This window comes from Enterobacter cloacae complex sp. IR5458 (genome assembly GCF_049238025.1).
Classification (GTDB): Bacteria; Pseudomonadota; Gammaproteobacteria; order Enterobacterales; family Enterobacteriaceae; genus Enterobacter; species Enterobacter kobei.
The window spans coordinates 32,750-45,707 of sequence record NZ_JBMKIF010000030.1; the positions used below are offsets into that span (position 1 = coordinate 32,750).

Below are 12,958 nucleotides of genomic sequence, written 5' to 3' on the forward strand. Positions count from 1 at the left end.
TTCTTCAATATTTCGGCAACTGCTTGCCCGTAACCGGATCCAGCGTAGTTGAACCTACCTCACATATGGCCGGTCGAGGTAAATAGCTACAATCTACATTTTCCTCTTTTATAGCCTGAGCATTTTCTTGTCTGGCCTTTATCATATTTTCTTCACCGCCCATTGCTTCCTTGGTACGTTCTGATGGAAGTTGATAGTTCTCATTCTGGAATGGTAAGTTTTCCACAATTGATTCTTCGGAGAATTTTGAATATTGATCAGGAACTTCTCCTACCTGAACTGCATCATTAATCCACTCCGTCAGATCAATTTTATCGAAATCCAGTTGCTGTATTTGCTTTATTGATAGCCCCACGCAATTAGAGGCGACAGGGTCTATTCCTAATTGCGGATAAGCTTGTTGCATAATAACGCGTGACAACATGGAATTATAACAGCACATGTCTGTTGCTTTTTTAACGCATTTCTTTGTGAAACCAACATTCAGATATTTGACGCATCGTTCCGTATCTAATGTAAAACAGGATTTTTGATTCTTATGAATAGAAGCTTCCATCTCTTTCTGGTCGCATGCTACCAACATTTCTAAAAGCATTTTAGTGACCTGATAGGCTGTATAAATCCAACCGATCACGTTTAATGCAAGCATAAAGTTTTGAACCGCAGCCGAGAAGACAACCTCTCCTCCGGTAGTAGCAACGTTCTTAAAGACAAAGTCACGAACTGTATCTGGTAGCAATTCGTAGGCTTTCTTCATTGCCATCTGCTTAAGCTGACCTATACCGAAGCTGGACATTGTTTCCTGTGCCAACTGGCCAGCACCTCCTGCCCCTCCAGAAGTTGCGGAAGACCCAACTGCCCTGCTTAGATTACCAGCGACGTTTTCATATACGCTCGTTAAGGAGCTCGTGACGTTGTTCCACATTTGCCCTACTGTTTTACCAGCTGATGCAGTCCACTCTCCGACCGCATTAGACATAGAAGCCCATGTACCTGTATCACCGCCGGTCCATTTTATTAGCTGAGCATTAACTCTGGTCCAGTTTGTGTTTCTGATCATAGATCCGGCAAGCATGATACCTTCAAGTGCTCCTGCGGTTCCCTGTGGTGCTTCGCAGCAGTCCGTCTTTGCCAGGCCATTTACAAAGCCTACTGAACGACCACACCATTCAGGTTTTCCTTCAAAGACGGAACATGAATTGGCATCGTTAGGGTCTTCGCATTTGGCTTCGCCCTGCATGTACTGAACCATGTTTGAATAAGCCGCAACTTTTCCAAAATCGTTGTTCTCTTCCTTTGGCCCAGTTTCGCATGTTCCACCTGAACATGGGATCATGCCAACACAGGCATTTGTAGAAGATTCAACCTCCCGAACTACATCCTTCCCTCTGTCACAGGTGTATTTCTGTTCATACATGTAGCAACTGTTAGTGCCCTCATCGAACCAACCCTCTGCACATGTTTGTTTATCGAGTACACATGCTGCATCATTTTTATAAGCACTACATGCATCAGGCATACTCTTTATTTCTTCATAGTTGTAACAGAGGTCCTTTCCATTAGCGTCTTTCATAATTTTTCCACTAGCGTCATAAGAGCAAATTTTGTCTTTGGCCAATGGATCACAAAAGTAGCCTTCAAGGTTTGTCTTCCAGGTAAGAAATCCTTTATCACCTTCATACAGAGGCTTTGCCAATGAAAGCACGCTTTCCGGAAGCCGTTTTGTGCCAACATCCATATCTTTAAACCGATCGAAACGGCAGAATGTATTCGGAGCTTGTACAGCATCGTAACAACCAGCTGGTTCCTGGACGTGCTTATCTTCGAGCTTCATATTTTCAAAAGTCAGCTCAACCTCAAAATACCCTTCACCCTTCCCACCAACCCATACTCTGGATGCCATTGTCACTTCTCGATCAGGCTCCTCATACACCGATTTTCTGACCTTATCAGTCACATCGTAAACCTTGTCGAGTTTCCACGATTTTTTTAACTCCCAAGATCCCTTAGGAGCCGGATAGTCACTTTCTCGATATGCACCATCTATGTGAGCAAAAATCTGCGTGCCATCAAGTGTTACCCGCATGTGGTCATCCCACTCCGCGTTAACAATCTTTGCTGAGGCCAATTTTGCATCCGGATGGAATTTTAATGTCAGTTCGTTATCATATACCCCGTCACTCCAGTAGTTGTCATCACGGCGACCAAACCATATACGCACACAATTATCGCCGCACATCGACATGTCTCCGTTTCCGCCTGAAATGTAAACAGGGACTGAAAAATCACGGGTTATCGTGCAGCTGCTGAAGTTATCTTGCTTAGGCGAGTTACAGTAGAACTCTTTGTAATCAGGATAGTGTGTGGTTACTGTTTTTTTAGAGGTCTCAACATTACAGTTCTGAAGCCAGTTTCCAGTACCAGCAACAGCATTTGTTATCTCATTTCTCCCCGCAGTAAACATGGGATCGTTAGGCTTTATAGATGATGCCGGGTTGTCCTTGTTAGCATTTACGAGGGTGCGGTAGGCAACGCCATCATAACTTTGAGCATCAAATAACTGGCTTTTCCGATTCTTTATATCGTTTACAAAGCCATCCTCATCCCCATAACGATCTGCGGCATTGAACTTAATATCGCTGTGCTTTTGCTCTGAGCTGAAAATCTCTCCGGTATTTGTTTTGGTTCCAGGAGTAGTATTGGGATTACTGCTTATACCAATGTTGCCATTAGCATCCCGAGAGAGCAGCTTTGCCCCTTCCTTGGTATAGTTTGAATTGATTGTCCCTCCAGACATACTCGGCAGTTGTACGGCGCTACCAATGGACTTTCCATCGGATGCGGCATTTTTCATGACACTTTCATTTGAGTTCCCTGCCCCATACTTTCCGAGATTAAGATTAGCGGATTCGGCTTTACCCACGTATTTCTCGGTGATCTTCCCACTGACATTCTCGCCTGAATCCGCATTCTTGTACTTCTCAACAATGTCCTGAGCACTGGTTGTCGCATTGCGATTTGCGTTAGGATTAGCAAGATTAAAGTTACTTTCGAGCTGGTCAAATATAGCGTCTGCCGCATAAATACGAGGAGTCATTACCATATTTATGAGAGAGATATAAAAAGCCCAACTCATAGTATTGGCAATCATTGATGCAATAATAGTTGAAGCTATCGTTTTTCTAAGTTTCATTATTTTTACCCTTAGAAATCAAGCGCCTGGTATATATCTGACGCAACAGTCATTGTAACGCCACAACATATAGACATAATTATCATTGCCTATTTTTTTGCGCCCACCTTTAAGGGTTGACCAGTCATGTACCGAATCACCAAGACGATGACAGCAATCCGGCCCTTTCGCCTCAGGAGTTGGGAAAAGCATTGAAAGCCGATACTGGGAACGAGGTGTAAAGTATTCCCACGTTTTCTCACACATTGCGTCTGCTCCCATCGTTCGCATCAGCATTCCCTGGCGATGTAGTTTAGTCAGAAGACGCTGGGTTATCAGTGAACTCGTCCTTACAGCGTCATCATTTGCGTAAATGTGGCCGGTTAATGGATAAAGGTTGCCATCGCATCCGGCACAAAAGTATGCAGCGAGATTATCCTTTCCTGCTGTTACTGCTACACAGTCAGCAGCGCACACCATTGAGGCAATTGGGTTTGCAAAAACTACTGCCTCTGGATTCAGGACGAGTGTAAGCAGATCACTTTCCCACATAGGGTCCACTTCGCTTATATAGGTCAGGCTGGCATCTATATAGGGTTCAGCAGTGCACTCGCCAATAATCAGTAATTTGAGCATTGTCATGATTGGGAACTCCCAAAGATGAACATCGTAAAATCCGGCTTCAGTTGCTGTCATTGGCTGATTTGTGTTGCTTTTACCAATATCAAACTGCGATTTTTGAAGCATCGTGCCTTCAAGAAAGGGGCTGCACCAGGGGCTCTTTACAACTTCAACAATCTTCACCGGCTGAAAGAAGCTCAATTGCCAACCTATTTCCGGTACGCCGTTCTGATCTGTGCAGTAGCAACCCGGACGTGAAGGAGCAGCGCCTTCTGGAGCTGCCCCTATGCCCATTATCCTCATGGGAAAAATGCAGCTCCAACAGATATTCTTAATCAAGCCCTGCCACACTCCAGCTGACTGACACATAGCCCCAGGGACTCCAGCATCTGCTGCCATAGCCATACCCGGTATAGAAAGCGAAAGCATAACTGCTACAATGAACTCTAAAAGTAACTTTTTGAATTTTTTCACCATCATGCTCACTTGGATGTAATATATGTTGCAACACTTTCGATATAGTCGACGGCTTTGGTAAAATAACTTCTCATCTGGTCCGGATAATTTAGCGTCAGCCATGTTGCAAAGAGAGCGCCTATAATAAATCCGAGTTTCATCTTATTTTTCCTCTGAAAGATTTGGGGCTCCGATACCACGGACTTCTGCCTCGCTAAACAGGGTGATCCGGAATTTATCTTGGTCAGTAGTTATAAGCGCAGGTGTGTTTTTAATCTGAAAGCGTGAGATGATCTGTTCGTTAACTTTAAACACCTTACCGTTAAATTTTTCACGTAAATCATTTAGGTGATCCCATCCATTATCTTTTTGGATACGGGTAAACATTGGCATTACTTTTCCACTACCCAGACGTTGTCGATACTGCTGCTCAGCCCATACCAGCTGGCCCGGATTGAGTGGATCGAAAATTATCATCGTCAGGTTTTGAGGAAATCTCGAAAGTGGATTAATCAACTCACCGGCGGAAGCTATTACACGGCCCTGCTTATCTTTTACGTCCTGAGTGACCCTCACTGTAGGGTCAATTAAAAATTCTTTGTGTTCCTGGGCAGGAGGGAGGTCGACCATCCATTGATTTTTCCATGTGTCAGAAACGGCCCTTTTTTTTGCACCTTCCCAGTCATATTTTTGTGCACGTTCTTCCAGTTCTTTAATGATGCTCTTTTCTTCAACGGGATAAGTGGTACCAGCAACCGGGAAAATATCCTGATCGGGTTTTTTAGCAAGTTCTCGCTGAAAAAACTCAACGTTGAAGGAGCCTACCATTTTTGCAAAACGAGCTTGCTCCCTAGAAATAATTGTCGGTACTTGAGTTACTTGATACTGACTGAAGCTATCAGGATCAATTGTAATCAAAGGAGATTCAAATTTTCCTTTGACAATCATTTGGTTTATTGCTGCCTGTGTCTCTGGTAGCCGAGTAGTTCCTTTCTTTAGACCATTGAAAACTACACGAGCTTTATGCTCTGAGGCCGTACGTAGAAGGTCTTCCAGTACATAATCCGGCAAGCTAAATGAAGCAAAGATCGTTATTCCATTTTCAGTTGATAGTGCTTCTTCACGTGTGCTATCCATTTTTCTTTCGAAGTCAGCAGCTGTGATGCCCGAGGAACCAAACAATTTTTCGATATTTTTAGATTGTCCTCGCATGACTTCCGGCTTATTTTCCGCAGCTTTCAGAGCCGCTTCATTAAGGCTGGCGTTTTCTTGAATTTCATCACGTCTTCTAATTATATCGTTGACAGCTTCAGAGTTATTACTTTGGGCCCTGATAGCCTGGGTATGGTCTATAACTGCTTGAACACTATCCGCATTCATACCGGGGACGTAACCACGGTTTATTTGCTTGCTCAGGTCCTGGTTTTTTTGGAGTGCTTCAGCTTGCGCTATGTACTTCTGCACATCTGGTGATTTTAGCGTAGCATCAAGGCTAAGAGCCCCATCTGGCTGCTGTGCACCTTTAGCCTGTGCCCCAAGCCCTTTTGCTTGCTGAGCGATTAGGTCAGCATCATGTTGATACTCAGTGCTTGCATTTGTATTACTTAAAACTGCACATAACGCAAGTCCAGGAAGTATTGGTAAATATTTTTTATTTACATTAAAAGATCGCATATGTTTTCCCAATTACTGAATTCAGCTTTACTGTTCCCCAAAAACGGGAATCCCATGAGTGATCGGTTTGCCCAATTAGGAAAACTTCGCCTTCAGGAATTATCAATTCTTTTTCAATCAAAATGGACGGAATATTGTATTTCTTCGAAATACGACGTGCATTAGCTTCAAAAAATTTGTCCCCGTTATAAACCCCATCCATTGTTACTTTAAGTTTGTCACCGCCCACACCGGCAACAATTTTTATGACTCGTTCATTTTCTGGGATAAAACGTACCGATTTCGGCATGTTAAATGCTATGAGTTCACCAGTTTTAATACTTTTATCCGAATGATCAATCATATAAAAATCAGCAGGCAGGCACCCATTCAATAAACCGTATCCAAATGTATAACGGGTGAAAAAGACACACATAACGAGAATCAGCAATAAAATATTAAGGGGGACATACCAATCCAGTATAAGCAGCCCTCTCTTTTTAGGTATGTAGTCGCTCATATTTTTCTCACTGGCACTGAAGAATATTTTTACTAGGCAGATGCACCTCTATCCAAGTAACTATTATCCATGTTTTTCAACGCTCGGAAGTCTGCAAACTAACCTAATATTCACCTATAAGAATGTTAATTCCTCAGCATGTATACGCAGCTTTGTTAGCGGCCATGAAAGATGCCTTTGGAGCAAAGTTACTTTCCGACATTAATTTTTCAAAGGTCCAATTATTGGGTATAAAAAAGCCGGGACATAATGTCCCGGCTTTATATTTAAAAATTAACTACTCACTGCTTGGTATTGATACAGTGTTTTCAGACTTACTTGCCTCTTCAGCCGGTCCGAAAACTGTCACGTGCTGTGTTGCAAAGTCTCCACTATCATCATAAGCAATTACTTTTATGTCCTGCTTACCACGGTTAAGGTTTTTAGAAAGTGTAGCCGTACTACCGAAAACGTTCCTTAATTCGCCGTTGATGAACCATTCATATCTAACCATTTTTCCATCAGTATCATCACATTTATTGGTAAAGCTCCAGCTTAGGTTGGTTTCCGTGTAGCTCAATGTACAATTAGGCACTGCGTTTTTAACGACATCAAACTCAACAGATGCTGAACCTCTCTGTCCAAGTTTACTAACAACATCAATTGTAATCTCGTATTTCTTTTCTTTTAAACCCGAGATCAGTTGAGCCCAATAATTTTTGCCGCTGGGTATTACTTCACCGTTCACCTTGTATGTGACCGTATCTATCGAGTCCGCCGAATGAGATAGCTTGATGTTTGACCTTAAGGTTACATCGAGTGGAGCTCTCATATATTTGTTAGAGAACTTGGGTGTCATCTCAACGTTCATTGGCGTTTGTTCATCGACAACAAAGGTATTTTCGATACGCTGTTCATTGTTTCGGTTATCTTTGAAAACAACCATCAATGTATATTTGCCAGGATTTTCAATTGTAAATTCTTTGGTGTCACCTTCATCTTTAGTGATTACCAGATTCTCTTTGTCGTAGATCCATTCACGGGAATAAGTAACACCAGGATAGTCTCCATCCTTAATACCGCTCAACGCAACGCGTAGGGTGGTCGGTGCCATGTCGTATTTAAGTTTGGAGCTTATTTTCATCTCGGGAAATTTATAAACCCACGATTTGACAGAAACTCTACGGGTAGAAACCGTATTCTCCTTATTGTCCGCTAACCATGCACTGTATTCAAAAGCAGCATATCCCTGTTTATCCAACATTTGCTCAGTAAGGGTAACAGACAGTGAAGAGCCCTTAAATGTCTGGCCATCCGGTGTTTTCCATTCTTCAACTACGTTATTACCATTCTGGTACTTACTGTTAGGGTTCGTGAACTTACCTTCCAAAGTAACTTTTTGACCAACCTCTACCTTTGAAACCCCCGTTACCGAGACAGAAAGGCGCTTGGGTTTTGCGGCTGCCAACCGAGCAGACGTTTCCTTCCATGAAGACTCCTCTGCCAGTTCATCGGAATCAAGGTAACGCATCCGGGCATAAATCGTAGACGGTAGGGTATCAGCTGAAGCCACAGTGTAAGTTGTATCTCCCTGCACCCAGTTGACTTTATCCTCTGACCAGAGAACCTCAGCGGTGCCTGCTGGTATAGGTTCATCGTTATCAAGCAGGGTTACAGGTATATCTGAGCCCTGAAGAATGTCTGTAACATCTATACTGAGCTTAGGCTGCTTGTAGGTAACTACCGTTAAGGCATCTGTGTAGGAAATCTTGGATGTGAATTTATTAGTCATTTTTGCCCTATAAAGCCACTTTCCTACTTCTGTCTTTTTGATACTTACACTTCTCTTTCCGGTCATGTCGGAAAGCATGGTCCAGGTTTGACCATTATCAGAGGACTGCTGCCATTCGGTGGGGGCGAGTGCATCAGAGTTAGCCGTACTGGCAGATTTGAAGCTTACCAGAGTACTAAGTGGGATCCTTCCGATAATAAGGCTTTTCGACAGGTTACCCTCCAGTTCCTCACCTTTATAGATTCGAATGCCTACAGCACTGGTCTCACGTTTCATTTCAAAATCAGAGAATGGCGATCTGACCTTAGCCACACCAACCAGACGCATATTACCCAGATCCATATTTTCAATTTTAATCTTGGTTTCGACAATGCCCGCATCATTGACCGGCAATGCTTCAGTCAGCGCAGTTCTTTCGTATGTAGTTTTATAACGGCCTGTTTCTGGATCTTTGCCGTATACACTTTTTTGAGAGTATATCGTGACGTCCCATTCTCCCATTGTTTTACGGTCAAATGCACTTTTACGTGTGGAGTTGTTATAACGCCCCACTGTTACCTTTAAGGGCACTTCAAGAGATGTGGCTGTTTTTTTGTCATCCACTTCCATCGATGCTCGAATATTGAAATCAGGCACCGTATATACGTTGAGGGTGTCTGTAGTTCTTAATTCTGGATCCTTTGAGTATTCTACAGCTATGTCAAAGACGTTCTTTGTCCACAATGGTGCAGCAGCAACCTTGACCCTTTGTACAAAGGTCGTTGCATCGTTGTTTGAGGAACGATTTTTAAATGACGTTTTGACAGCCTCAGAGCCGTTTTGAGAGACGATCATCGTAACGTCAGCTGGTACCACCTTCGCTAATATTCGAGCGGCCTCCCCCCCGGTCGTATAAGCCAGAGCAGTGTTCGGATTGATGCCTGCTATGACTTTATTCTTTTTGTAAGAGATGATCGGGTTGTATGGTAATTGTGTGGTCAGAGTACGGCGATTCCTTGCGGAAACCGCTTTAGAGCCCTTCCCGTTAATCATATAGACTTGATAGTCGAGCAGATTCTCACCTGTTTTATTAAAGAATCCAGTTAGACCCGGGGTACGTCCTTTAAAATAGAACTCCAACCCATCAGGGACATTGTTCCACTGAGGGTAGCATGCTGTAACATCTGATTTTTCCCCATACCAGGCGAGGTAAGCATTCGCATTTTCCTCTGTGGTAAACAGAGTGCATTTATCACCAGCTGTTTGACTAAGCAGGTCCGTATACTGACGTACGCGCGAGTAAAGAGTTACGTTTTTTTCCAGATTCTTAAGAGTGAATCCAGTAGGTTGATAAGTGAACACGGTACTGAAATTTACGTTTTTTCCATAAAGGTTTTCAGCCACCACAGTAATCTCGTGATCCGAATTAACTGCTAAATCGTCTCCAACCGGCAGGTAGTAAATACCTTTATAATTTGTAGGTGTTAACGAAACTACTTTGTTGTCTATTGTTACTGATTTTATGTCAGCAACCCCAGCCTGCCCCTGGAAAGCTGCAACGATAATCTCGTTCAGGAAGTATACGGGTGCTCGTTTAGTTAATACCTGCCCATCTTTGAGAACCATAAGCGTTGGGTTATCAGACAGCATCAGTTTGCTTTCAGGCTCAGTGTACGTAGAAGAGTTTTTGCTCGTATTTTCTACTGTAAAAGTCGCTGCGTAGGACCCGTTTATAAGATCCGTTAAGTCAAAGATATAGAGGTACTCATCACCGACTTTTTGAGGTCCACTTACCGGCTGTAAAGTTCTACGTAAAGGGGTTGCCCAGGACTGTTTGAAATCAATCTCAGTGCCATCATCTAAAGTCACTTTAGTCGTCGGCTTAAACACGCCATCCGGAGTCATAGTGAGCGACATAGCTGTTGGGAGCCACCATTCACCTTCTGTTTCTTGCTGGGGTACCTTAACGGCCACAGCAACGGTTTTGGCTCCGGTATAGATGTCCTGGCCACCTACTTTGATTGTTTTAGCCTCATCGGTAAAATTCCAAAGTGTATGGTCTACTACAGGAGGCCGATAATCCCAGTTAACAACAAGCTTTTTGGATTCAGGAGGTGCGAAATAATTATTCTTAGAGTTTGCTGTAATTGTGATATCACGTGAACCCAAAAGTTCATCTGTATCACTGGCCTTAATGCTTCCAACTTCAATGGTACAGGAAGTTCCGCCAATAGGTACTTCACAGGCGGAGCCTGAACCTATTGAGATGTATTGAATATAATTGCGGGGTTCAACAGAAACAGCGATATCTTTGATCGCTTCATCCTTTAAATACGATTTGAAAGAAAAGCCGTCATAGACTAATCCGTTCAGGGATGATTTAAGACCGGTGATAGTTGGTTTTACCGGTGCCACACTTTTGATTGAATATTCACCTTTTACTATTTCAACTTTTTTCCGTTCAGAACCAGAGAAGTAAGAAATCTTGTAAGGTAGTTTTAAATCACCGGTGGTGTTGGGAACGCCTGAAAGAGTGAAGCCGTTAGAAGTTAATCCCAAGGTATTGGGTAACCACTCAAAAAAACAAACGAGGTTATCAACAGAGGAAGTCGCTCGATCATCAACCGTTACATTACAGGCTGTGCCTGCACCTGAGGCAGTGATAGTGTTAGAATTAACGTATGCAACAAAGTCGCCCGGCCCCGGGTCAAAGGATACGGCTGGCAAATCAGCCTGTAGCTTTCCTGAAATCATAATCGCTTCAGCATAGACCGCTTTAATCGGAGCAATTAAAGAAAACAACAGGGCTAAACCTAAACCTGATTTTCTCATGACGAATACCTGTTTTTCTGAGCAAAATTAAACTCACTTTACGATGAAAAACAGAAATATCCGTTCGTATAACATTTAAAAAAACCTGTATTTTTCCGTATATTCCGTATGTTAATGCGCTATTTTGAATTCTTGGCTTCAGATAAGCGAAGCGCGGTAATTATAGACTCGGAGCTTACCCAGGGCGTTTTTTGAGCAAGATATCCAAGTATGTAGAGGCCAATTTTAACGCAATCCATTTGTGAGACGGGGACCATGTGCATGAAGGGTTTTAAGCCATCTTTATCGACTGGAACTATCCCTGCGGATAACAACAAACCGCCCCTCTCGTTTGGGGTAACGCTTATATTTTTGTATACGACGTGGCCATGATGTGAGGTTTTCCTCTTATCAATCTTTAAAGTATGCATGATTCTAAGAAATACAGATGCCATCTGCATAACTTCATTCGTCGACAATTTTAGAAGTACAGAACGGTTTGAGCCCCAGTCATAATCTTTTTTTGCGTTCCTTGGAGCGACGTGCAATGTAAGATAATAATTATCAATCTCATTTGAAAAAGGTGAAGGTTTTGATGAGCTAACATCTTCATTGTTCATCTCAATGACAAGGGCTGCATCCTGACCAAATGCTTTAACATTATGGTTTTTAAGAGCGAAGTCTGAAGTTGCCATATAAAAAGTCACTTTTGATAAAACCACATACCGCCTAATGATTCATCATCGGCAAGATGCTTGAAATTTGATAGTGTAAATCCTGTTTTGGTTTCAGAAATCACCAGGCTGTAAGATGCCGTATGTACAAGGCGAGAATTGTTTAGATCAAGATCATCACAAAAACCAGGGCTTTTGACGGGGTCAGCCTTTTCAACAAAAGTTACTTTTGAAGCGATGCCGTTGATCACGATTTTCTCGTTATCAGCAATTTTAATGTTTAAAGAAGGCGAGCTTTTATCACATGGCAGGAAGAGTGATGTCTTTTTAAATGTGTTTCCAGTGAAGTCCAAAAGGTCAGGTTTAACCGGAACATTGTTTAGGATTTTATAAACTCCAGCAAATGCACATAACACAACAAAACCAGATAAAACATATCTAATCTTAGACTTCATCCCCCAGTTCCTCTCCTAAAAGTTTTAACGCGCTTACGCACATAAGCCTCAACTGATACAGTAAGTTATCAGCGGTTATTCCACCAACGAAGGTAACTGTACGTCGTATTGATGCTCCGCCAGGCTCGCACTGGATATGGCCAATACCAGAATCACGGAGGAAGTCATTTTCTGCACTTACAAGGTCTGACTCTACAGGTGGAATGATAACTTCAATGAGTATTGTATCAACTGGGGCCCACTCCCAATCGAACTTAAGAGAGGAAATTGGGGATATAGAAACAAGAAGCTCATCAATATTAAAAATTACGGGTTTTATTCCCATAACCTCAGACTGAATGAAGTGGCTTTCTACCATAACTACCGGAAACTCTGAAATAGTCAGAACTCCGATTAACTGGTCTCGGCGTAAACCATGTATTAGTGAGTTGCGAGATAGCATTCGATCAGCCTTTATTATAATAATCAATCATTTGGGACAAGGACAAAAGGGATTACAGAAACGAAGATTCTACATGAACATCGTTGTCAGTGACCTTAGGTCCATCGGGTATAAGGGTATCAAAAAATCCTTACATAACCATTAAACCACAAAGACTTTTTACGTAAAATAATAATTAAGTACCAGATTTATTAAGATAATTCTTAGGTTTTTTACAAATTTAGGAAAAATCCGCACTTCCTGTAACAGCATCCAAATTAACCTAAAATACCGTTTCATTAACAGTAATTTTACAGATTCAGCTGAAGCCTGAGTTTATTATAACAAAAAAAAGGCCAGCAAGTATTTATATACAGTTAACTTAAACGTGTATAAAGTGTACTAAAGCAGATGGATCTGCTTTT

General features: G+C 42.3%; 8 protein-coding genes. All 8 read right to left on the minus strand.

From position 1 onward, the window contains the following. Positions 1-4: 4 nt before the first annotated feature. The 8 genes from trhN to hdtA all read right to left on the minus strand — a co-directional run bounded on the left by trhN (position 5) and on the right by hdtA (position 12,554). Complete coding sequence (gene trhN / locus ACOTYN_RS20450; RefSeq protein ID WP_000776701.1) at positions 5-3,193, minus strand: IncHI-type conjugal transfer protein TrhN; 3,189 nt, start codon at positions 3,191-3,193, stop codon at positions 5-7. Positions 3,194-3,211: 18 nt separating this feature from the next. Continuing rightward, on the minus strand, positions 3,212-4,267 hold the full coding sequence (gene trhU, locus ACOTYN_RS20455) for an IncHI-type conjugal transfer protein TrhU (protein ID WP_181231580.1): 1,056 nt from the start codon (positions 4,265-4,267) through the stop codon (positions 3,212-3,214). Positions 4,268-4,411: 144 nt separating this feature from the next. Then, a complete protein-coding gene (locus ACOTYN_RS20460) occupies positions 4,412-5,923 on the minus strand; it encodes a TrbC family F-type conjugative pilus assembly protein (RefSeq protein ID WP_058685157.1) in 1,512 nt (503 codons plus the stop codon). Continuing rightward, positions 5,910-6,422, minus strand: coding sequence for an IncHI-type conjugal transfer protein TrhF (gene trhF, locus ACOTYN_RS20465; protein WP_001286760.1), 513 nt, complete (start codon positions 6,420-6,422; stop codon positions 5,910-5,912). The genes ACOTYN_RS20460 and trhF overlap by 14 nt, the downstream gene beginning before the upstream one ends. Before the next feature lie 277 nt (positions 6,423-6,699). Then, complete coding sequence (gene rsp / locus ACOTYN_RS20470; protein WP_001232109.1) at positions 6,700-11,004, minus strand: IncHI-type conjugal transfer protein RSP; 4,305 nt, start codon at positions 11,002-11,004, stop codon at positions 6,700-6,702. Between the two features lie 119 nt (positions 11,005-11,123). Then, positions 11,124-11,678 carry a plasmid transfer protein gene (locus ACOTYN_RS20475; protein WP_000235773.1) on the minus strand — a complete coding sequence of 185 codons (555 nt, stop codon included), beginning with the start codon at positions 11,676-11,678 and terminating at the stop codon, positions 11,124-11,126. A gap of 8 nt (positions 11,679-11,686) precedes the next feature. Continuing rightward, a complete protein-coding gene (locus ACOTYN_RS20480; RefSeq protein WP_000836981.1) occupies positions 11,687-12,112 on the minus strand; it encodes a hypothetical protein in 426 nt (141 codons plus the stop codon). Then, positions 12,102-12,554 carry a H transfer determinant A gene (gene hdtA / locus ACOTYN_RS20485; RefSeq protein WP_000952689.1) on the minus strand — a complete coding sequence of 151 codons (453 nt, stop codon included), beginning with the start codon at positions 12,552-12,554 and terminating at the stop codon, positions 12,102-12,104. The genes ACOTYN_RS20480 and hdtA overlap by 11 nt, the downstream gene beginning before the upstream one ends. Between the last annotated feature and the right edge of the window lie 404 nt (positions 12,555-12,958).

Excerpts from the sequence above, each read along its gene's own strand:
- ACOTYN_RS20475 (WP_000235773.1), bottom strand. The coding sequence starts at position 11,678 with ATGGCAACTTCAGACTTCGCTCTTAAAAACCATAATGTTAAAGCATTT.
- trhF (WP_001286760.1), bottom strand. The coding sequence starts at position 6,422 with ATGAGCGACTACATACCTAAAAAGAGAGGGCTGCTTATACTGGATTGG.
- ACOTYN_RS20460 (WP_058685157.1), bottom strand. The coding sequence starts at position 5,923 with ATGCGATCTTTTAATGTAAATAAAAAATATTTACCAATACTTCCTGGA.
- rsp (WP_001232109.1), bottom strand. The coding sequence starts at position 11,004 with ATGAGAAAATCAGGTTTAGGTTTAGCCCTGTTGTTTTCTTTAATTGCT.
- hdtA (WP_000952689.1), bottom strand. The coding sequence starts at position 12,554 with ATGCTATCTCGCAACTCACTAATACATGGTTTACGCCGAGACCAGTTA.
- ACOTYN_RS20480 (WP_000836981.1), bottom strand. The coding sequence starts at position 12,112 with ATGAAGTCTAAGATTAGATATGTTTTATCTGGTTTTGTTGTGTTATGT.
- trhN (WP_000776701.1), bottom strand. The coding sequence starts at position 3,193 with ATGAAACTTAGAAAAACGATAGCTTCAACTATTATTGCATCAATGATT.